At 45.6% G+C, this 22,463-nt stretch carries 13 protein-coding genes and 1 pseudogene; 7 read left to right on the forward strand and 7 right to left on the reverse strand.

Features of this window, described 5'->3' with window-relative positions; translation table 11 throughout:
* Positions 1-8 precede the first annotated feature (8 nt).
* The 4 genes from QUA23_RS09580 to QUA23_RS09595 all read left to right on the forward strand — a co-directional run bounded on the left by QUA23_RS09580 (position 9) and on the right by QUA23_RS09595 (position 4,042).
* Positions 9-1,322: an SPFH domain-containing protein gene (locus QUA23_RS09580; protein WP_333075590.1), complete on the forward strand. Its 1,314-nt coding sequence runs from the start codon at positions 9-11 to the stop codon at positions 1,320-1,322.
* A gap of 248 nt (positions 1,323-1,570) precedes the next feature.
* The gene (locus QUA23_RS09585; protein WP_333063952.1) at positions 1,571-1,888 is read left to right on the forward strand and encodes a YkvA family protein; all 318 of its coding nucleotides are present in this window, start codon (positions 1,571-1,573) and stop codon (positions 1,886-1,888) included.
* A gap of 143 nt (positions 1,889-2,031) precedes the next feature.
* On the forward strand, positions 2,032-3,072 hold the full coding sequence (gene lpxD / locus QUA23_RS09590; protein WP_333075588.1) for a UDP-3-O-(3-hydroxymyristoyl)glucosamine N-acyltransferase: 1,041 nt from the start codon (positions 2,032-2,034) through the stop codon (positions 3,070-3,072).
* 85 nt (positions 3,073-3,157) lie between these two features.
* A complete protein-coding gene (locus tag QUA23_RS09595; RefSeq protein ID WP_333075586.1) occupies positions 3,158-4,042 on the forward strand; it encodes a CPBP family glutamic-type intramembrane protease in 885 nt (294 codons plus the stop codon).
* Here the strand turns inward: QUA23_RS09595 and QUA23_RS09600 are convergent.
* The 5 genes and pseudogenes from QUA23_RS09600 to QUA23_RS09620 all read right to left on the reverse strand — a co-directional run bounded on the left by QUA23_RS09600 (position 4,027) and on the right by QUA23_RS09620 (position 10,544).
* A complete protein-coding gene (locus tag QUA23_RS09600; protein ID WP_333075584.1) occupies positions 4,027-4,830 on the reverse strand; it encodes a hypothetical protein in 804 nt (267 codons plus the stop codon). The genes QUA23_RS09595 and QUA23_RS09600 overlap by 16 nt on opposite strands.
* Positions 4,831-5,049: 219 nt before the next feature.
* Complete coding sequence (locus QUA23_RS09605) at positions 5,050-5,277, reverse strand: alpha-2-macroglobulin family protein (RefSeq protein ID WP_445243486.1); 228 nt, start codon at positions 5,275-5,277, stop codon at positions 5,050-5,052.
* A 24-nt stretch (positions 5,278-5,301) separates the two neighbouring features.
* A pseudogene (locus QUA23_RS09610) lies at positions 5,302-6,468 on the reverse strand (Hsp70 family protein); the annotation flags it as partial.
* Between the two features lie 1,781 nt (positions 6,469-8,249).
* Positions 8,250-9,554, reverse strand: coding sequence for a precorrin-6y C5,15-methyltransferase (decarboxylating) subunit CbiE (gene cbiE / locus QUA23_RS09615; RefSeq protein WP_333075583.1), 1,305 nt, complete (start codon positions 9,552-9,554; stop codon positions 8,250-8,252).
* A gap of 249 nt (positions 9,555-9,803) precedes the next feature.
* The gene (locus QUA23_RS09620; protein WP_333071611.1) at positions 9,804-10,544 is read right to left on the reverse strand and encodes a DUF1868 domain-containing protein; all 741 of its coding nucleotides are present in this window, start codon (positions 10,542-10,544) and stop codon (positions 9,804-9,806) included.
* 176 nt (positions 10,545-10,720) lie between these two features.
* On the opposite strand from QUA23_RS09620, the gene holA reads away from it, so the two are divergent.
* The 3 genes from holA to QUA23_RS09635 all read left to right on the forward strand — a co-directional run bounded on the left by holA (position 10,721) and on the right by QUA23_RS09635 (position 14,109).
* A complete protein-coding gene (gene holA, locus QUA23_RS09625; RefSeq protein WP_333075581.1) occupies positions 10,721-11,698 on the forward strand; it encodes a DNA polymerase III subunit delta in 978 nt (325 codons plus the stop codon).
* Between the two features lie 228 nt (positions 11,699-11,926).
* A complete protein-coding gene (locus tag QUA23_RS09630; protein WP_333075580.1) occupies positions 11,927-12,913 on the forward strand; it encodes a hypothetical protein in 987 nt (328 codons plus the stop codon).
* Positions 12,914-13,917: 1,004 nt separating this feature from the next.
* The gene (locus QUA23_RS09635) at positions 13,918-14,109 is read left to right on the forward strand and encodes a hypothetical protein (RefSeq protein ID WP_333093859.1); all 192 of its coding nucleotides are present in this window, start codon (positions 13,918-13,920) and stop codon (positions 14,107-14,109) included.
* A gap of 477 nt (positions 14,110-14,586) precedes the next feature.
* On the opposite strand, the gene QUA23_RS09640 is transcribed toward QUA23_RS09635, so the two are convergent.
* On the reverse strand, positions 14,587-16,086 hold the full coding sequence (locus QUA23_RS09640; RefSeq protein WP_333075578.1) for a response regulator: 1,500 nt from the start codon (positions 16,084-16,086) through the stop codon (positions 14,587-14,589).
* Positions 16,087-16,095: 9 nt separating this feature from the next.
* Positions 16,096-22,140 carry an AAA family ATPase gene (locus tag QUA23_RS09645; protein ID WP_333075577.1) on the reverse strand — a complete coding sequence of 2,015 codons (6,045 nt, stop codon included), beginning with the start codon at positions 22,138-22,140 and terminating at the stop codon, positions 16,096-16,098.
* Positions 22,141-22,463: the final 323 nt, after the last annotated feature.

Genomic DNA, 22,463 nt, shown 5'->3' on the forward strand with positions numbered 1-22,463 from the left:
GCTTCCCGGTGGGCGATGGCAAAAGTGGGAATGCAGTACAAACAGAAGGTGGGTTGCTGGGGTGCAAACTCGATCCAGTCCGGCCTGAATCGGGGGGAGTCCAGAAGTATAGAATAGAGGTTGCAGAACCGGCACACCGCCCGATCGCTCGTCCCCAGCAATTTGTTACCCTAAAAATAGAATCTTCCCTCCCTCAACTCCCTCCCATGAACAACGCTTCTCCCCTAATTCAAACGATAACTCCAGAACGCTGGGCCGGGTTTAGTATGGACTTTATAGGGGCGGGTTACACGGGTGTGTTGGTCAAAAACGGCCGCGCCGTGCGTACCCTGAAATCCGGGCGACATTTCAGCTTCGCCCTTCCCCTGCTGGAACAGTCTCAAATTGTCCTCGTAGACACCAAACTCCGCAATTTGGAGGTGCAGTCGCACGGAGATTTTTTGTCTAAGGATCGATTTTTAATTGATGCCACTCTGACCGTTATTTATCAAGTTATAGATCCGAAACGGGTAGCTTTGGAATTGTCCGATCCTATAGGTGCTTTAGCAAGTGCAGTTAAGGATTGTATGGGATTAGCGATCGGGCAAATACCCCTACAACAGCTTATCAGTCAAGGACGGCTGTTGCTGCGCCAAAATTTGCTCGATCGCGTCCAAGATTTTTATACCCTAGGTTTTAACTTAGAAGACGTGCGAATTGGCGATGTCAGCTTTCCCGAAACAAACGGAGTTATTCGCCAAGTTGAGGGAATGAGTGCCCGACAAGAAGCAGAAAATGCGGCTGCCCTGCAAATGAGAATTGCCGAAGCAGGCCGTCCGATTGTTCCTCAATCTCCCGTACAGCAGTTAAACTTAATTTCAGGTAATTCTCCTGCGAGTCTTCCAGCTTCAGACACAGCAGCAGGGTTCGATGGAGATTTACAACAACTGACACAACAACTTGCTCAAAACAGCCTCCCTCCTGGGAGAAATCCTCCCCAACTTGCACCAACGGTACTCGCAAGCAGCGAGCGCAAAACAACCGCATATTTAATCTACAAACTTTCTGGAGAAGCGATCGCCCTAACAGCCAATCCCTTTACAATTGGACGCGAACCAACCAACACTTTAGTATTACAAGATCCGCAAAGTTCGCGCTACCACGCTCAAATCCGCCGCGCCACTGACGAACTTGGCAAACAGCGGTATCAGCTTGTCGATAGCGGCAGTTCCAACGGCACTTTTGTGGGTGGGCAGAGGCTGGCGGCTAACGAGCCTTTTTGGCTACCAAATGGCTGCGAAATTGCGATCGGCGACCAAAAATGGATCTTTCAAAATTCGTGAGTGAGAGATATGAATATTATTTAAAACAGCAGATAAACACATATTAATTCTATCGGCTTTCCTCTGTCAGGTTTCTGTAGGGGCGTTGTCAAGAGTCCCCGCCCTTTCAACACAGCTTGACAACTTCTCCCTCCCCCATTCCCTATACTCCCAGGTAGAAGTCTCTTGCCAACCCTAGGGGGGATATCTCCACAAGCATTTTGAGCGACAATTTGTCAAGATTGAAAATATAAGTAGAGGACAACTCCATGAACTTTTCTATACAATCTGTTTACAACTGGTACCGCGACACCCTCCGCAACCCCAAATACCGCTGGTGGATTATTCTGGGAACGCTGGCATATCTGGTAAGCCCGATTGACATTGCCCCAGACTTTCTCCCCGTCATCGGACAAATTGACGATGTGGCAATTGCTGTCTTGCTGATTTCCGAAGTGTCCCAAATGGCGATCGACTACTTTAAATCCCGCCAAACAGAGACAGCCTCAGCATCCGAAGCCACGGGTGCCCATTATTCTGAAGCCCAAGGCAGCACCGTTGACGTAGATGCAGTTTCTGTAAAATAATTGCCAAAAATAATCGAGCGCTACAACCCCTATTTCTTGAAGAAATCGGGGTTTTTGTTTTTTAAATGGCAACTGCTCAGATCGTGCTCGAAAGCTGGTAATTTTAACTATGATCCATCTGTGCTAACAACAAATTTTTATAGATGAAGTTTAGCGAAATAGTACAAAAACTTAACTTAGCCACCAGTCGCACCCTCACAGCGTCGGTTGCTACCGACCCAGAAATTACAGGCGCGGCCCCGGTTGATGAAGCTCCATCGGGCACAATCAGTTATATAGAAGGTGCTAAATTTGCCGTTCATACAGCCACTACAAATGCTTCGGCTTTAATTTTACCCTTAGATGAAAGTCTTCAAGCTCAATGTGACGATCGCAACATTGCTTGGATTGCCGCAGCAGATCCGCGATTGTTATTTGCTGAAACGATCGCCATTTTCTATCAACCGTTTCGCCCAGCATCCGAAATTCATCCCTCAGCCGTCGTTCACCCCTCAGCAGAAATTGGTGAAAATGTCTATATCGGCCCCCACGTCGTTATTCAAGCAAAAGTCAAAATTGGCAGCAACGTTTGCATTCATCCAAATGTCGTAATTTACCCAGATGCAGAAATAGGCGAAGGCACAGTTTTACACGCTAATTGCGTCATTCACGAACGTACTCGCATCGGGGCAAATTGCGTGATTCACAGCGGTGCGGCTATTGGTTCCGAAGGTTTTGGGTTCGTGCCCACAGCCACAGGATGGGTGAAAATGGAGCAGTCTGGCTGCACTGTGTTAGAAGAGGGCGTTGAGGTTGGCTGCAATAGCACGATCGACAGGCCCGCTGTCGGAGAAACCCGCATCGGCCAAAATACAAAAATCGACAATTTAGTACAGGTAGGTCACGGCTGTCAAGTCGGGAAAAATTGTGCGTTTGCCGCTCACGTTGGCATGGCTGGCGGGGTGAAAATTGGCAACAATGTAATTTTGGCAGGTCAAGTGGGAATTGCCAATCAAGCCAAAATCGGAGATGGGGCGATCGCCACTGCTAAAGCCGGAATTCACAGTGACGTGCCCGCAGGTGCGATCGTGACTGGCGTTCCAGCAATTCCCCACAAACTATTTCTCAAAGCCGCAGCCGTATACAACCGCTTGCCGGAAATGTACCAGTCTCTGAGGCAAATTCAGCGGAAGCTCGATCGGTAGTCATTAGTTATTAGTCATTCGTCATTAGTTAACCATTAACAGTCAACAGCCAACAGTCAACAGTATTATAGTTGCAACCCCTTAAATGTGGAATAGCATAAACAACCTGCGACTGCTGTCGCCGTCAATACCAGCAATTGTCAAAATAATCTTGTTTTTCTCGACGTGGGTTGTTTTGTGGCTTCCCGCAGCGATTGTGCTGGCGATCGCCCTCAAATGGCATCCGCCCCAACCCCTGGGAAACAAAAAACTACCTTTACTCGCTTCCCTCTACGTGATTGTCCCCTTCATTTTATGGGCGACAAGTTGGATCGAAAATACATCTTTTGTTAACTGGGGTTGGGGTTGGCAACCCGCAGTTTTGATGTCATTAATGCGGGGATTAGGATTAGGAATAATCAGCTTAGTAATTTTATTCGGTATGCAATTAAGCGCAGGCTGGATCGAGCTACAAATCGGGGAAATATCCAGCGAAACAGGCGAAAAAAAAATTAATCCTTGGGCTTTAATTTTTAACCCTGCTAGTCTGCTGACTCTGTTATTAGGAATGTGGATTAGTGCCACAGAAGAGTTAATCTTTCGCGGCTGCTTGCAAACAATTCTCCAGCAAGATTACTCAGTGCTAATCGCAGCAGCGATCGCCAGTTTCATTTTCGCTATCGCCCACCTAATTTGGGCAGCCAAAGAAACTCTACCGCAACTGCCCGGATTGTGGCTGATGGGAATGGTTTTAACATTAGCCCGCATCGCCGACAATGGCAGTTTAGGATTGGCGATCGGCATTCACGCAGCTTGGATTTGGGGTATAACTATCGTAGATACAGAAGGCGCAATTAAACCTACTTCTAGCGTACCAGAATGGATTACAGGAATTGCCGCCAAGCCGCTAGCAGGTGCAGCCGGAATTCTGCTATTGCTAGCAACAGCAGCCGTACTGTCAATAGTCATTGGTTATCAACCACCAACTTGAACGCGCAACAATCCAGAATTACCCGTTTCTTCTTCATTAAACATATTCCTTACCACCGCGCGCCAATGTTCGCCAGCAGGTGAAGTGTAACCAGTGACTCGCAGCGGAATTCTGAGAGTTTTTTGACCGCAAAAGTCTACTGAAAATCGTTTGACTTCCCCTCCTCCTTCCCAACGAGAAAGTGCAGGCGGCCAACATACTTGCAGTAACAAACCCGGTTGGTAAGATTTCACTTCGGCAATTAGTTCAACAGTATTACCCGGTTGTAGAGAACTATTCGTTTTACTCAATTGAATTTTGACTGGTATATCTGCGGCAAAGGTACTCCAATCTTCGATGATCGTACTTAAATCGCATAGATGTTGGGCAGATATTCTACCCCAATAATTATCTGCTTGAACCGCATCACGCCATTCCCTTTCTGGAGGGTATAAAGCCAATCCTTTTCCCGGCAAATACATCTTTTGTTTTCGCGCCACTCCAGCTATAATTACATCGCGCAACTTCGTCGCATCGCCTCCTGCTGTTAGAGAAGCAACCGCAGCTAGAAGCTTAGCAGCCGTTTGTTGGCAGCAGTGATGTTCGTAATTGGTAGTTGCATGGCACAGCAAGTTAAAAGGCTTTTCTAAACAGGATAAAACTTGCAATTCCAAGACTTGGTGCGATCGCAAATCAAAAGTTTCACCAGCCCGCAATAATTGAAAGCGCTGTGCCACTGCTTGAAACTTACCGAGTTCACCAACAGTGCGAACGCAAACATCATAATCTTGAGTAACTAAATCCTGCACTTAGGCCTGCCACTCACCAGGCTGTACTTTAAAAATTACCTTAGCTTGATTGCCTTGATAAGTATTGAGTGCGATTTGTTCCGCATCCAATAAACTGAATTCAACCGGGACACCGTTACAAAACAACCGCAACCCGAATTTCCCGCTAGCACACTTTACGTATAAAGTTGCGGGACTTTTATCGCCCGGATAAATGAACTTAGGTAGCTTAAATTCAGCTCAAATAGGTAGGTAAACCTCCAAACGCTTTTTGACACTGCACCATTCTTTACCCGACTGAGACAGAGCAAATGCCTCAATATTATAGGAAGTAATAGCATCTGGTAATTTGAAACTAACCTCAGCCTTACCCAATTCATCGGCGCGAACAATACCGCAGTAAGCTACATCAGCAAAGTCAGTCCGTGGCAAAAATTTTTCATTAGCGCGATCGGGCCAATCATGCAAATATACGCAACCATAACTTTCATTAAGAAAACTTGCTTGAATCGCAGCACCGAAAGTCACTACTTCATTTGGGTTAATACTCTGCTGAGGTTCTTTATTCAGCATTTGCCTGACTAATGCTTGAACTGCTGGAATTTGAGTAGAACCGCCAACTAAAACAACTTCATTAATGTGAGATTTGTCAAGTTTGGCCTCGCGCATGGCGTTTTCTAGGGCGTTTTCTACGAGGATGCGGTAGCGATCGATCGAATCCGAGCACACTTCTTCAAACTTGGCCCGCGTCAAAGTCGTGTTCAAGTGTTTTGGCTTGTCTGGAGTCGCGGTAATAAACGGCAAGTAGATTTGGGCTTCGGTAACTCTCGACAGTTCAATCTTGGCTTTTTCTGCTGCTTCTGTCAGACGTTGCAGTGCTTGTTTGTCTTTTCGGAGGTCAATTCCTTCGGATCTTTGGAATTCATTCGCGATGAAATCGACAATTTGATTGTCAAATTCATCACCTCCTACATGAGCCTCCTCGGCAGTGGCTACCACTTCAAACACCCAATCGCCAACTTCTAGAATGGACAAGCCCAACGTGCTACCACCGAGGTCAAACACCAAGATGGTTTCGTTAGACTTTTTGTCCAACCCGTAAGCTAAACACGCCGCTGTAGATTCGTCAATGATTCTCAATACTTCTATTCCAGCAAGTTTGCCAGCCTCTTTAGTAGCTTGACGTTGAGCATCATTGAAATAAGCAGGAACTGTAATTACGGCTTGATTTACTTCTTCATCCAAGTAGTTACTAGCCTCTTGAATCAGTTGTCTGATAATTTGTGCTACTATTTCTTGGGGTTTCAATTGTTTGCCTAAATTCGGACAATTAAGCTCAATATCACCGTTAACATTGGTAACTTGGTAAGGTAGTTGACTGGGTTCGAGGAGGACTTCATCATATTTGCGTCCGAGCCACTTCTTGACAGAATGAAAAGTATTTTCTGGGTTGAGTGCAGCTTGACGTTTAGCTTCCTCACCTACAAGGCAAGCTCCATCTTGAGTATACGCAACCACAGAAGGAATACTAGCGATCGCAGTAATTTGACCGTACTGCTTAATAGCTACCTTTGAACGAGTTGCACCCAAGTCAATGCCGACTACGTTGGTGCTTTTGAAACGACCCCATTCTGGGTGTTGTCTGAGGTTTTGTGTAATATAGCGGGAAGTTGCCCAATTACTTACTTCTTGTAACTTTTCCTGGAGTGAGGCGGCGAGACTTTCTTCAGGACTAGCACCTGTTAAACAGCTATCCCGCACTCGTACGTAAACGGCTGCGGCTTTATCGGCGGTAAGACTCAGTTCTACGGTTGCGCCCGGACTAGCAGTTGCAGGTGCGCTTACAGCTAGCTGTGCTTTTGAAGGAACAAGTAATGTTGACCAACCTTCCCAAGCTTTATCTTCTATCCAAGCGGCAATAGCTATCAAACCTACAGGTGCGGGCACTTCAATATCTATTTCCTGTCCGCAAAAGACATCGCCTAAGTCTTTTTCACAGCAAACATTTCCTTGCAAATCTAATATTAATAACCGCGCTGCTTGTGCTCCAACCATCCACCGCAACTTCGTTTGACGGTTGGCGGGTGTGGGGTCAACAATCATCGCAGGGGTATTTTCCACCTTGCTACTTTCACACCCAGACACGTACCAGCCATCATTCATATCGGGCTCAGGGGTATTTTCCACCCTGCTACTTTCACTGACATACAGTCCCCGCACTAACCTAGTTTGCGGTTGCGGCATCATGCTTACTCGCAGTTGTCGCCCTAAATTTGAAAGGAAAGTTGTACCTCGGTATACCTGTTGGGAACCGGGAATCACAACAGTCGCCACTGCATCGAGGTAACTGATCCGCAATTCTAATCTTTTAGTAGTGAAAAATGGTAAATTGAAATTAGCGTCATAAATGCCAACTGTGACGGGTTCTAGTTGCTGTTCACCGAGTTTGCGTTCTCCAATCCACAATTCAACTTGTATTGGTTGGTTAAGCGGTTGATTAAAACCCTCGACTTGCAGGCGACAATTTAAATTATGTTCCTGCAATTCATGGCTTTTTAGGGTAGCTTGCAAAGGTGAGAGAACATATTCAGCTACACTGAACGACCATTCAAATTTCTTATTTTGATATTCCCAGTCTTCCCTGTGTTTCAAGTAAACTCGATAATTCCCTACAGGAAGCTGAGACAGTTCTACTAAGGTTAGTCCCTCTGCCCCTAACTCGATTTTTTGAGTGCGGTAAACGCTCCTATTTTTTTCGATTGCTAATTCTACAATTTCCTGTGATGTTGCATCCTGACTTTTTTTTATTAACCAGTCGGGGGCTATGATGAGTAAACGTACCGAGTCATGAATTGCTTGATAAATTTCCTTGTCTGGTAGCAATATATGGGATTTTTTAAAATGTGGTATTTGCGGTTTTATCTTAAAACCGGGAAATATCTGACCGTTCGGTACTAAGGGAATTGTGCGCCGTTGCGGTGGACCGTAAAAGTTTTCTAGTGAAATTTGATAATTATCATAATTTTTGGATGGTTGGGAATCGATGAAGGCGAACGCATTTCCGACTAAGATTCGATCGACATAGCAACGAGCCAGTTCTGGGTCGGTAACATGAATATTTAAATTAGACATTGCACTATTTGAGGTGAATAAACTGTGTTTTTATATTGGCTTGGCTTGATCTAAAAACATCAGTGGGAGGTTACTACTTAAGGAGGAGAGTTTTCCCTATAATCCTTATTAAAACGAAATTTAAGTTTTACAATTTTTACGTTATAGTTAAGAATTGCCTTCACACAGTAGGTTAGATGCACGCTGAAATTGTGGATTTGGTATAACCAATTTGTAGCGGTAAGCTACTCTTATTGCACCCTACAAATAGACTATGCCTAAATCCTATTAACGTTAATCTGCGTTAATCTGCGGTTAAAAATCAGACATTAATTCAAGTGTCGATCGATCGTCACAATCGAAACTGGCCGCAACGCATCAAAACGAGTTGAATTCCCCCCAGCCACAGAACGCGACAATTGCACTTGCACGATTCGGTAACTCCAGTGCGGTTCCCGGCGCACCCGATCGCCCATCCAGCTCAAAACAGTAGCAATATCTTCAAAAGCATCCAAAGCCAGGACTATCGAGCCTCCAGGAAGCAGCCGCAGCGCGCAAACGCCCAAAATTTTAGTCAACCCTCCGCCACTGCCGCCGATAAAAATCCGGTGCGGAGGACGCAAGCGGTGCAAAATTTCAGGGGCGGTTCCGTAAATCGAGAACACATTTTGCAGCCCAAAACGGCCGTAGTTGAACTCGATCGCAGAAGTACCAGAAACCGTTTTTTCGATCGCGTACACCTCTGATTGCGGGAATAAACGAGCAATTTCGATCGACACAGAACCGTTACCAGCACCCACATCCCAGACAACTTGTCCCGGTTGCAAAGCCAATTGTCCCAGCACCAACACCCGCACTTCCCGTTCAACCGTCAAACCCGGCTTGTCGCCACAACCGATAAAAGCTGCATCCGGTATTCCCAACAAAGGCAACTTTTCCAGATCCAAAGGTTCTGCCTTCGGCGGGGACTCCCGCAGCATCACAACCACGCTCAGCGGTGCAAAAGACTCTCTCAGCAAATCTTCCAGGGACTTGCGGCTTACCCGTTCCTGGGTCGCCCCCAAATTTTCGCACACCCAAAACTCGTAGCGTGTCGGCAAATCTAGAGCTTTCACCAAACTTGCCAGTACAGCCGGAGTGTGAGCTTCGTCCGCCAGCACCGCAATCTTCTCCACACCGAGCTTCAGCTTCGCCGTCAGCTCCTCAAAATAGCGTCCTTGAGAGCCTACAGAATGAGCATCTTGCCAAGGGATTCTCAAGCGATTAAAAGCCAACTGCACAGAACTGACATGGGGGTGAAAAGTCAATTTTTCTGGCGGCAATTGGGAAATTAACAACTTTCCCCAGCCGTAGAACAGCGGGTCGCCGGCCACTAAAATTACGATCGGTCGATCAGGGGGTTCCACTGTCCCCGCAGAGGATTCTAATTCGGGTTCAGTCGCCCACCAGCGCCGAATTTCCAGAATTGCTTCGGTCAAATCTTCCAACGCCCAGCGCTCTCCGTCGTGCTGGGGAAAATAGCTCAAATGGCGCTCGCTCCCTATTAGCAGAGCGGCCATTTCTACAACCTGCCGCGCCGATTCGCTCAGCCCAGCAGCTCCATCTAAACCTATACCAACAACGTGTACTGTCACTTTTTAAGCAAAAAGTAAAAAACCAGAATTACTGATTTTTCCTGGTTTTTCATAAATTTTTTCCTTGACTTTACTGTCAAACAAAAATAATTAAAGCATTTAATAGGCAATATCCTGACTATTGTCACAGGGGAGAGGGGGAGAGGGGGCGAGAGAGTGGGAGATTGGGAGAGTGGGAGATGGGAAAAAATCTTCCCTCTTCCTTCTTCCTTCTTCCTTCTTCCTTCTTCCCTCTTCCCTCTTCCTTCGTTAAAACTCAAAAACAGGCCAGTCCGGTTGCCGGAGGTAGGTTGTCATGTCGTCAAACTTCCGCAGTTCCACTCGGTGTACGGACAGTTCTTGCGGCGTGTCCAGCCATTGCTCGTTTAACTCTGACAGCAAAGCGCACAAGCGATCGCGGTCAAGGTTCGGCCCAACGTCCCCAAAATAAGCCAGAGTAATGTGTGCCGTAAAATGATATTGCTGTTCAATTCCCAAAGCCATTAAATCGGGATTTTGATAGATCGATCGGCGAAACTCCAGAATTTGCTTGTAAGAGTTTTCGTCCGTCGGTGCTAAACAAACACCCACAGCTCTAGTCATCACCATCAACCCCAGCACTATCCAGCGAATGGGAGGGCCCCCCGCCAAGGGTTTGCAGGCGGCAAAACGATCGGCCATGCGCGAGCGCAGTTGCTCCTCAAATTCGGGATTTTTATCAGAGGCATCTCGAAAAGCGCTGCTCCAAATCAAATCGGCTACGGTTAAATGGAAGCTATCAGGAGGCAGTGCCACGATCGCACCGTCCGCTATTTCATGCAATAGCCGTTGTTGGATCGAGTGCAAATTACTATAAAGTGCAGCATTTTCTGCATCTTCGCCAGCCGGCGGCGTAATCACCGAATAACCCGGAAAAGGTACAGGATCTCTGTGACCAGCTTCGTCCGGCTTAAATTTTGGAGATTCCTGAATGTGTTCCACCTGGGACTTGTAAGAGTCCAGCAGCGTCATTCGCGCCACCCGATTTACGTAAGCTTGATAAGTATCATCCAATCTTGATTTCCTCGCGGTGACATACTCCCACACCAAATTTTATATTATGGCGCGGGCTTCCAACAGCCCAATTCAGGATATGTTGGACAAGCCTCGCGTGCAACTCTGATTTTTTGGGCTAGTGAGCGTTTTTCATGCACATTTACCTGTTTTGGGGGGAAGACGACTTTGCGATGGCGCAGGCTGTGACAAGTTTGCGCCAAACAGTCCTCGACCCCAACTGGGCTAGTTTTAACTATGACAAGATTATTGCCGATCGACCCGACACTGTGGTCGAAGGGCTCGATCGAGCCTTAACGCCTCCCTTCGGTACCGGCAGCCGTTTTGTCTGGCTGGCAAATACGACTGTTACGCAGCAGTGTTCTCCAGAACTGTTAGCGCAATTGGAACGAACACTGCCAGTGATTCCCCCTACCACCGTGCTGCTGCTGACATCCGTCAAAAAACCCGACAGCCGGCTCAAGTCTACCAAGTTACTTGTCCAGTCCGCCCAAGTGCGGGAATTTTCACCGATTCCACCTTGGAATGACAAAGAATTAGTCCAGCGGGTGCGCCAAGTCGCCGGCGAAATGAACGTAAAATTGACCGCCACAGCGATCGAACTTTTGGCCCAATCCATTGGTAGCGATACCCGCCAGCTATACAGCGAACTCGAAAAATTGCTGCTGTTTGCGGGCAACCGCAGCCAACCTCTGAACCCGGAAGAAGTTGCGGCACTGGTGCACTGTCACACCCAAAATACCTTCCAGCTAGCCGATGCGATTCGCGAGGGCAATACCTCCGCGGCTTTAGATTTATTGGCAGGCTTAACTGGCCGCAGCGAGCCTGGTTTGAGGATTGTGGCTGGCTTGACTGGTAAGTTTCGGATTTGGCTCTGGGTAAAGGCAATGATCCAAGCTGGCGATCGCGATGATAAAATTGCTCAAGCTCTAGATCTCGGCAATCCGAAACGAGTATACTATTTTCGGCAAGAAGTCAAGAACGCCAGCTTAGAAAAACTACAAAAAAGTTTGCCTTTGCTGCTAGACTTAGAAGCTTCTTTAAAGAGGGGGCGGGAAGAAAACTCAACCCTGCAAACCAAAGTTATAGAACTTTCTAGCTTGTTTCGCTGATGCGCGACAGGACACAGGATCGGCCCCCTACTGTAAATTTTTATAACAAATTTCGATAGCGGCTATGTGCTTGATGCCGGATCGCGGGCCAAAAGGTCAATAGATACTAGAAATACTCTCAGAATGCCAAATTAGAAGTTAATGTGGTAAATAAATATTGTCCGCCGAACGCCGATCGGTTAATATTATTTGCCGGCTCTCCACCCCCCCAAAAAAAGAGCGCTACCCATGACACAACAGAACCCGCGGGAACTGCTCAAGCAAGGCGATCCAAACGCGATCGCATCTAGCATCAACCGTACACTCAAACCCAAAGGCATCAACGCCGATGTGACGCGGGACAACGGCTGCCTCCACATAATTCTGGAGGCAGACAAAGTACCGGATCAAATGGTATTGGTCGATTTCATCCGCACCGGCATGACGAAGCTGGGACTCGAATCAATTCACACTGTAAAAGTTTACGGGCGTCGAACAGGTGACGGATCGCCTGCGTGGGAAGATGAAATTGATCTGATGCCTGCCGATCCCATGCCTTACCCCTTGGATAGTGGAATGCCTGACGACTCTGTAGGTTTAGATGATGTCGAACCCGAAGGCGGAGACTATTATCAAGAAGGAGAATTCGATCGAGATGACGACGAGGAAGACGAAGACGAAGACGAAGATCAAGCCCCGCCTCCGAAAAAACAATTTCCCAAATGGGTAATACCTGTGGGTATCTTAGTACCGGCGGTGATCGCAGGGCTTTTCTTTACTAAAACTTTCCCCTTCGGCGACTCTAACCCAGAACCCATCGCCCCCGAAGCTGCTTCCCCCTCCCCCCAACCCTCATCTCCCCCTTCTAAAGCCGCTGTATCCTCTCCAGCCGCATCTCCAGGCACCCCACAGGCAGCCTCCCCTGCACCAAAACCCGCTCCCACTGCTGCTGCGCCAGCAAGCCCAGCTCCAGCTTCTCCTGCACCAAAAGCGGCCGCGCCTAAGCCTGACTCTTGGAGAGAAGCCGTTAACACAGCTCAGAAAGCAGCAATTTCGGCCCAGAAGGCTCAGTCTCAAAATGAGTGGATCGCAGTAGCAAGCGAGTGGCAGCAAGCGGTTAAGCTCATGAGAGCCGTACCGTCAACCAGCCCGAACTATCAAAAGGCTCAGCAAAAAGCGGCAGAGTATCAGGCTAATCTGATTGTTGCCAACCGCAGGGCGGCAGCAGCGCCTTAAGAGTTTTGAGTGTTGAGTTTTGAGTTGAATACTCGATGTGCTAAAAGTCAAAAGTCAAAAGCTAAAAGTAAAAAAACTTGTTTTTACTGAAAGCTTTCTTACTTTTGACTTTTTTCAATTTTATTAAAATTTCATTTAAGCTGTCGCGCATTTAAATTGCATATTCTCCGCGGGCGGGACGCCCACCCCAATTATTGTTTGATTGCTTTTTAACAGACAATTTCTGGGGGTTAACAAGGAAGCTGAAACCTTGACACAGAAGGGATGAGAGCTGGGTTCCCCAAAAAAGATGGGTGTACTATAGTGACAAGTCAACCCACAAATCAAAAAAATACTAATGGAATTTAGTCACGAGCATCTAGAAAAAAAATTGGGCCGCCCGCACTTGCTGATGTTGCTGCTTCTGGCTCAACATGATTCAAGCCGAAAAAAAAGTCAAACTAGAAACAATAGCAAGAGTTTTTCCAATCTGGATAACTTGTGAAGGAAGACGCAGAAAGTTAAAAAATTTCTTGGATGTACCTAGCTTAACGATTAGTAGCTTATTGTGACCTATCATCAGTTATTGCCTAGAGAAATCGGTCCCCAAAAAGTCGAAACATAAGTTATACCTAGCGATTGACCGCAGCCAGTGAAAAATCTCAACTTACTAATGGTCCGCGTGATTTTGTCAAGAAGAGCCATTCCCTTAGCCTGGATATTACTGCAGCACATAAGCAATAGTAACCAGGAGGAAAAAGAAAGTGTACTCTCCTCAGTTTTAGCAATATTCAAAGATTATCAAATAGTGGTGCTAGGAGACCGCGAGTTTTGTTCCCTAGATTTAGCCACCTGGCTCCAGACAAGGAATGTCGGATGTTGTTTAAGGTTTAAAAAAGCGACTTTTCTTGAAGCCGAAAATAAAATTTGGCAGCGATTAGATAAGTTACCAACTAAACCGGGAGTCGCCTTATATTGTCAAGGGAAGAGAATCCGTAAAACCCGGCAACTTTTAGGATTTTGTCGTGGCAGCTAAATGGAAAATAAACTACCGCAATCAAAACACCAAATGGCCTTGGTATATCTTGACGAATCAGGGAAGTTTAATCGTCGCCATCCAAGCGTATAAAAGAAGAATGGGGATTGAAGAAATGTTCCGAGACTGTAAAAGTGGGGGCTATAATCTAGAAGGCACTGGATTAAGAGAAAACGATTGAACTAAATGATTTTGGTGATGTCTCTGGCTTATTTAAAGTCAACCCTGCAAGGAGATGAAATCAACAGACATCAGGAAAAAAATATGTCTGTCGTCCCAAAGAAGCCGGAATAATTTACTGAAGATGCAGTACATTTTGTGTGGATTTAAATGGAGAAAAATGCGTTAAAAACTGGGAACAATATCACCAATGGACTGCATAATTAGCCAGTAAATCCCCCCATAAACGCCGCTTTTATCAGAGAGGTATAAGGGCGGAAACCATTATGCGCTTTACCTCGTAGCTCTCTTGTTACCCCTTCAGTGATCGCACACAACCACCACGAACCCTAGGTTTTTTAGTTTGTGACCCCAGGGATGACGATCGTTGGTGAGGAAACTTGACAAGCAGCGGCCACACAACTTTTGTTAAGCTTGCTAGATTGGGGAGTAGTTTAAAAAATTAACCCTATGAATTCACTAACTTTTTTGGAGAACATCAAGCTGACAGCGACAAGACAGGAGACTCCTGCCGAATCGGAATCTCAATAATAAACTCTGTTCCTCTGCCTGGTGCAGAAATACACCCCAAGCTTCCCCGGTGTTTTTCCACTACAATTTGCCAGCTAATCGACAACCCAATCCCTGTGCCCTTACCGGGGGGTTTTGTCGTAAAAAACGGGTTAAATACATGGCGACGAACATCTTCCGATATCCCCGGTCCATTGTCTACAATTCGGACAGCTACACAATTGCTGCTTGTTACTTCTGTACTAATCCGAATCACGCTAGGATTCGCTTTAATTTCTTCTAGCGATCTCTGCGTGTTCCACTCGTCAATAGCATCGATCGCATTTGCAAGTACGTTCATAAATACCTGATTCATTTCTCCCCCATAACACTCCACTTCGGGCAGGTTTGGGCAATAGTCCCGCACCACTTCAATCGAGGGGCGGTCTGACTTAAACTTTAGTCGGCTCTGTAAAATCATCAGCGTGCTGTCCATGCCTTCGTGAAGGTTGACCGATCTCATTTCATATCCTTCTTGCCGTGCGAAGAGGCGTAAAGATAAAACGATTTCGCGGATGCGATCGGCTCCTAAGTACATCGATTTGAACATTTTAGGCAAGTCGTCTTTGAGATAATCTAGCTCGCTTGCTGCGATTTCTGCTTGTATATCTGGAGCCGGATTGGGATAGTGCTTTTGGTAGAGGTCAATGATAGTGACCAAAGCTTTTGAATATTCCAGAGCATAGGAAAGATTTCCATAAATAAAATTAATTGGATTATTGATTTCATGGGCTACACCAGCTACGAGTTGGCCTAGCCCCGACATTTTTTCGCTTTGAATGAGCTGGCTTTGCACCTGCTTGAGTTCGTGCAGGGAATTTTCGAGCTGTAGGGCTTTGTGCCGCTCTCGCGCTTCCGATGCTTGCAAAGCTGCTTGTGCAAGCTTGCGTTCAGCAGCCTCCTGCTTGAGGCGTTCGTTCGTTTGGGAAAGTTCAGCGGTGCGCTGTTCTACTCGCGTCTCTAGTTCTTGTGTCAAAACTTGTAGGTCGGCTTGCGCTCGCTCGCGCTCGACAATTTGCGCCTGAAGCTTTTTAGTTAGATTTCGCAGATTCAGGTGTGTGATAGCCCGAGCTAAAACTTCTTCCTGTTGAAGGGGCTTAGTGATATAATCAACTCCCCCCACATTAAAGCCTTTGACTTTGCTTTCTATATCGTCCAGCGCGGTCATAAAAATGACTGGGATATTTTTAGTTAAGTCATTTGCTTTTAGATGTTGACAGGTTTTAAATCCGTCCATCTCTGGCATCAGAACATCCAACAAAATTAAATCCGGCTGAGAATATTGCACTTTTTTGATAGCGCTAGACCCGCTGCGAGCTACCCAAACAGTGAAGCCAGATGCGCTCAAAAAATCCAATACTGAACCCAGATTAGTGGGCGTATCATCCACAATTAAAATGGTTCCTCTGTCTAAAGATTCGCTAGTCATTTTTAGTCCTCATCTAAACTGTTGAACAAATTCTACTAATTTGTCTTCTTCAAAGTTTTTGGTTAATTCAAGCAACTGATTGACAAAAGGTGCATAACGCATATCTATTGCCTTCAGCTTGCTGGCTCGCTTCTCAATACTGAGGAGTTCACCTTTCATGGCTAAATCGAACAGGACTGCAACTTCTTCCGAAGGGGGAGCAATCAGTTGTTGGTCTTGGATTTGGGAAGAGGCATCGGTGAAGATACCTTCTGAACTGAAAGTTGTTCGCTCCTCATAAACCCATTCTAAACCTAAATGGTTGCCCAAGCATTCTAATAACTTTTCTGCCCGAATAGGTTTGAGGAGAAAAGCGTTGCAACCAGCCTGGAAAATGCTGTGGGGATCGCCGGATAAAATGCTAGCAGAAGTTGCGATCGCGATTACATCCTTCAAGAGAGGAATTTTTCTGATCTGCCTCACCGCTTCAAAGCCGTCCATCACTGGCATTACTAAGTCAATTATAATACAGTCCGGTTGAAATAACAGCGCTTTATTCACGCAGTCTTGACCGTCCGTTGCCTCCATTAATTCAAACCCAATGGGAGCTAAAAGATTAACTAGAACCGAGCGATTTTCCCAGCGATCGTCAACGACTAAAATTTTCCGCCGATCGCCTGAGAAACCCCTGATAATTTTTTCAGGTTCTTTTTGATACCCTTCCCAGGTTTCGGTAATAGGCAACTCTAACTCAAACCAGAAAATACTGCCTTTACCTAAAGAGCTTTGTACTTTCAGTTCGCCGCCCATCATCTCCACTAATTGGCGACTAATTGCCAGCCCTAATCCTGTTCCCTCTATCTGGCGAACTGAACCGCTGGCTTGCTCGAAGGGCAAAAATATTTTTGAAAGTTCGTCCGGCCCGATGCCAATGCCTGTATCTTCTACTTGGAAAATAAATTTCGCTGTTAGGGATTGGGAATTGGCGATTGGTGATGACAAAGATTGCTGAGTCTCCAGTCTGTCTACTTTGAAAGTAACGCCTCCTTTTTCGGTGAATTTTACGGCATTGCCGAGTAAGTTGATGAGAATTTGCCGCAACCTTTTTTCATCGGCTTGGACGCAAGTGGGAAGTTGAGTTAGCGGTTCGTAAATCAAAGAGATTCCCTTCTGTTGGGCGCGAATCTGGCAGATTTCAGTAATGCCTTGGAGAAAGTCTGACAGGTGAAACTCGGTGAGGTAGAGTTCCATTTTTCCGGCTTCGACTTTGGAGAGGTCTAGAACGTCATTGATCAGAGTTAGGAGGTGTTCGCCACACTGATGAATGATGTTAATACCAGAAATTTGCTGACTGGTTAAATCTATGTCTCGTTTGAGGATTTGGGTATAACCTAAAATGCCGTTGAGCGGTGTGCGAAGTTCGTGGCTCATGTTGGCGAGAAATTGGCTCTTGGCGCGGTTTGCGGCTTCTGCTGCTTGCTCGGCTCGCTGTCGCTCTTGAACTTCTACTTCGAGGCGCGTATTTTTGGCTTTTAATTCCTCGGTTCGCTCTTCTACTTTGACTTCTAAAGTGTGATAGAGGTTGGCATTTTCTAAGGCGATCGCCGCTTGTCCCGATAGCATCCGCAACACTTCTACCCGCTTCGGCGTGAAAGCGCCAGCAATTACGTTGTTTTCTAGGTACAGGATGGCACTTAACTTACCTTGAGATAGGATAGGCGCACACAAAATTGATTTTGGTTTGTGTTGGGTAATGTAGGGGTCGGCGTTAAAGATTTCCTCGCGGGCCGAATCATTTAAAACGACATTTTTCTGAGTTCTGGTGACGTAATTAAGTACCGAGATAGGCACTTGTCCAGAAGTTGAGACTGGTAAAGATTCCAGCACTCGGACTCGATCTTTAGTCCCCGCCGCTTCTATAACAAGTTGACCCTCTTTTGAGAGAATAAGCGCTCCAGTTTCAGCGCCTGCGTTTTCTATCAAAATTTTCATTAACTTGGTGAGCAAGTTAGGTAGAACAATTTCGCTAGAAATGGCAATAGATGCTTTCATTACAGTTGCCAAGTCTAGCAACTCTGGTTGACCGCCTGTAATGGTAAAAGGAGCAATTGTCATCATAGGATCGAAAGGGGTTTCCATGACCGCAGGCGATCGCGCTATTAATTTCGGGTATTTTTCTTCTAGATGTTTAACTTTAGCTAAAGCTCCCCAGCGCATATAGGCATAATAAGCATCGGTCATGTAGGTGCGGGCAATCTTTTCTTTACCCCATGAAAAATAAAATTTAGCAGCGAGTTCGTGAGCTAGTGCTTCTTCGTTGATGTATTCGTTTTCTTTAGCAAGAGCGATCGCTTTGTCGTACATCTCGATCGCTTCTACTGTTTCGCCTAAAACACGATTTTTTTCTGCCTCTACTAAATAGAATTTATGTAGATGATTCATTGGAGCATAATGCGCCCATTTTTGCAATTTTTCTTGATTAGCTTGTACTCGGTTAAGAATGTCCTGTTGGTCGGGCTGCGAAGTTTCAGAATACACAGCTAGGCGTACTAGAGAATCGTAGAAATAGAAAATAACCACAGTTAGCTGCCCTGTAGATGAGCCGAAAGAACTTTCTACTTGAGGGATATTTTTTAAAGCTTCCGCATAATTCTCAAACACATAACCAAGCGCAAGTTTGTGCAAATATAAGTAATGAATTGCCAGTTGGTTGTTGGTTTGCTGATATAGCGACATCATTTTCTCTTCGTCGTATAGTTCTCCCTTTAACTGACATATATTTTCGCTTCTTCCCATCATGTTTAAGACAGCTTGCCAACAGATTTTTGTATTATTAAGCGCTGTTTCTTGGCTGATTTTATGAATTGCATCTGTGTAAGTTGCTATCTCTCGTTCGAGTTGCATTAGTTGCTTGCCAACAAAAAACGAGTAATGACTCCACACCATGACGGCATAGCCAGCATATTCTAAATCTCCCGTTTCCAGTCCAGTAGAGAAAGCTGCCAGGAAAGGTTCTAAGGTATTTCGGACGTGTTCTTTCCAATGTTGAACGGCAGCATACACTAAGTGGCAAGTCTTGGCTTCGATTTCTTTGGCATTTAACTTTGACACTAGACGTAAAGCTAATTGGCCGAACTCATAGCCCCGCTCAATATCTCCTACCGCCCCGCAAAGAAGAAGACTATATACCGCATACGCAAAGGGAGACACAGAAGCATTGCCATATTGAACGGATAAATCGACCTGTTTGCACACTGTTAAAGGCACAAGTACGGGCATTCCAGAATAGCAAGCAGAAAATATACTTGACAAAATCCTGATTGCTGCTAATTGATAAGGATCGGTCATTTCAGGGAGCTCGATTAAGTCCTCAACTCGAGTTCCGCTCAAAATTGCCGCAGTTTCCCCCAGCGCCTGCCCAATATCAGATGGGTTTGGCGAGTCAGGGAACTCTACCTCCAACTGCTTTAAGACTTCGAGCCCCGTATTCAATGCTTCCTGCAGCTTGTTCTGCGCCATATAAGCTTGAATCTGGACTTCGTACACTTTTACTTTGTCCAATAGCGTTTTGGCGCAGTTTTGTACTATCTCAACGAATCTCTGCATTCCGTCAAAATCACCACTCAAATATGCTGACTCTGCTGCTTCCTCATGCAGCCTTAATGCCAGTTCATATTGATTGTCCCAACTATCTACCGCTAACAGAGATAAACCCACTTGCAAATATTTGACGGCGGAATCGTGGGCTGTAGCAGCTTTCGCTTTCTGACCTGCAATTAGATTCAATTGGGCTAGTTCATATTTTTGGGATTCATTGGTAAGTAAGTCAGTACCATAATTGAGTTGGTTAACTAAAGCGAAAATATTTTCTTTTCGGTCTTCTGGCGTTGTACTTTGCAGCAGCAGTTGACCGATTTTTAAGTGGGTTTCTTTTTTCTGTTCGTCTGGAATCAAAGAATAGGCAGCTTGCTGCACGCGGTCATGTAAAAACTTGTAGTCAACCTTCACATCAGTTAAGGTAAAACCGCCCGATTCTTCTTGACTAAATACGAGGGGAATTTTGTATTCATTGCTCAAAGGTAAAATCAACCCAGCTTGCAGTGCTGCCCACAATTGTGCTGCCGTGACTAAGGATGATTCCTGATTGACAATCGCCAAAACTTCTAAGTTAAAACTGTTGCCAATACAAGCAGCAAATTTTAATACTTTTTGTGTATCTTCGGGCAATTTGCGTATGTTTCTAGCAATCAGTTCGACAACATTGTAATCGGTGATACCGATAGCTTGAATTTGCTCGATATTCCATTGCCAGACGCCAGAGTATAAATCATAAGTCAACAAATCTTCTTGATAGAGAGTTTTGAGGAGTTGACTTATGAAGAAAGGATTGCCCTGTGTTTTATTAAAAAGTAGAGACGCGAAATTTCGCGTCTTTACAGACAGGGCTTCCGAACCGCCCGATTCATTTAAAGTATCCGCAATTAACTCTTCGACATGAACCAGGTGTAATGGTTGAAGGACAATATTATTCACCGTCGCACCAGTTTGGCGAATCTTGTCAATTGTTTGAATCGTCGGATGAGTTGCAGAAACTTCGTTATCTCGATATGCGCCAATCAGCAATAAATACTTGCTATCAGAATCAGTTATTAGCAATTCAATTAATTTCAAGGAAGCCGAATCCGCCCACTGCAAGTCATCGAGGAAGATAACTAAGGGATGGTCAATAGTCGTAAATACGCCAATGAATTGTTTAAAGACGCGACTGAAACGGTTTTGAGCTTCAGTTGCCCCTAGTTCTGCTACGGGTGGCTGTTTGCCAATAATTAATTCGACTTCAGGGATAACATCAATGATGACTTGTCCGTTATCGCCTAAAGCGGATAACAGTTTTTCTTTCCAAGTTTGGATTTCTACTTCGCCTTCGGTTAGAAGTTGCTGAGTTAAGGATTGGAATGCTTGAATCAGGGAAGCATAAGGAATATTGCGCTTGAACTGGTCAAATTTACCCGCAATAAAATAGCCTCGTTGCCGCACAATGGGTTTGTGAACTTCATTGACCAAAACTGTTTTGCCTATCCCGGAATAACCTGAAACCAGCATTAATTCGGTGGTGCCACTGGCAACGCGATCGAAAGTTTCGAGAATTTTTTCAATTTCTTGGTTGCGACCGTAGAGCTTTTGCGGTATGTTTAATTGCCCTGCTTTATCCGCACTTCCCACAACAAAGTTGGAAATATATCCGCTAGCCTCTAGTTTGAGCAAGCAAGTTTCTAAGTCAAATTTTAGTCCTTCAGTGCTTTGGTAGCGGTCTTCAGCATTTTTAGCTAATAACTTCATCGCAATCGCTGAAATTTGTGGCGGGATTTCAGGATTTAGCTGGTGAGGGGGAATGGGTGTTTTGGCAATATGGCTGTGTACCCATTCCAGCGGGTCTGTGGAATTAAAGGGCAACTGGCCTGTGAGCATTTCATAGAAGGTAACGCCTAGTGAATAAAAATCAGTGCGGTAGTCAATTGACCGATTCATCCGGCCCGTTTGTTCGGGCGACATATAGGCGAGTGTGCCTTCGAGCAAATCTGGATGGCTGAGCGTCGAATTTTCTCGCTCCAAGCGCGAAGCGATGCTAAAATCAATAATTTTAAGTTTTTCAGTGGCTGGGTTGATGATAATATTTTGTGGCTTTACATCTTTATGAATAATGTTATTTTTATGGATTTCGGCTAAGGCAGAGACAAGCTGGAGACCCAAAGAAATAAATTGAATGGTTGTGAGTTTTTTACCCTTCATCCAATCGTTGAGAGACTCGGAGCCTGAATCTTCTAATATCAGTGCTAAACCGTTTTTATAGCTTTCTAAACTAATGGCTTTGACAATCGCTTCTACGTTCAAGCTGTGCAGGATTTGATATTCGTGTCGCAAGCGGGTGATGTCAGAAAGAGTGGGATACTCAGCCTTTAGCCTTTTGACGATCACGCTGGAAAAGTCTGAATTCTTCCGAGCGCGATCGACTGAAGTTCTTATCCCGCTGTGGAGGGTTTCAACGAATTGATAGCCAGCTAAGTTGATAGTCATTGTTATTCTACAGCTCGCAAGGGAATTGAGCGTGAGGTTAAGGCCGATTTTAAAACTAAATTATGATTGGAGCTGATTGTAACATAGTAATTTACTCAACAAAAGTGAGCTCATGTTTCGCTTCTGGCAATCGTGGGCTCATGAGAGCGCCGAGCGTGGATATGTTGAAAGAACGCATCCGCGATCGCATTTTGGAGGAGGCTGTAGCACTATGAGGCGGGAAGCAGAACGGCTGCAAGATATATTAGATGCAATAGCCGCAAGCGTTTTTCCCCAGAGTTTCTGATGACAGTAAAAGCGCCCTGTGGTCTAACATAGCCCAA

This window comes from Microcoleus sp. Pol1C5 (assembly GCF_036701115.1).
Taxonomy (GTDB): Bacteria; Cyanobacteriota; Cyanobacteriia; order Cyanobacteriales; family Microcoleaceae; genus Microcoleus.

Excerpts from the sequence above, each read along its gene's own strand:
- QUA23_RS09585 (WP_333063952.1), top strand. The coding sequence starts at position 1,571 with ATGAACTTTTCTATACAATCTGTTTACAACTGGTACCGCGACACCCTC.
- lpxD (WP_333075588.1), top strand. The coding sequence starts at position 2,032 with ATGAAGTTTAGCGAAATAGTACAAAAACTTAACTTAGCCACCAGTCGC.
- QUA23_RS09595 (WP_333075586.1), top strand. The coding sequence starts at position 3,158 with ATGTGGAATAGCATAAACAACCTGCGACTGCTGTCGCCGTCAATACCA.
- QUA23_RS09620 (WP_333071611.1), bottom strand. The coding sequence starts at position 10,544 with ATGACGCTGCTGGACTCTTACAAGTCCCAGGTGGAACACATTCAGGAA.
- holA (WP_333075581.1), top strand. The coding sequence starts at position 10,721 with ATGCACATTTACCTGTTTTGGGGGGAAGACGACTTTGCGATGGCGCAG.
- QUA23_RS09630 (WP_333075580.1), top strand. The coding sequence starts at position 11,927 with ATGACACAACAGAACCCGCGGGAACTGCTCAAGCAAGGCGATCCAAAC.
- QUA23_RS09640 (WP_333075578.1), bottom strand. The coding sequence starts at position 16,086 with ATGACTAGCGAATCTTTAGACAGAGGAACCATTTTAATTGTGGATGAT.
- QUA23_RS09645 (WP_333075577.1), bottom strand. The coding sequence starts at position 22,140 with ATGACTATCAACTTAGCTGGCTATCAATTCGTTGAAACCCTCCACAGC.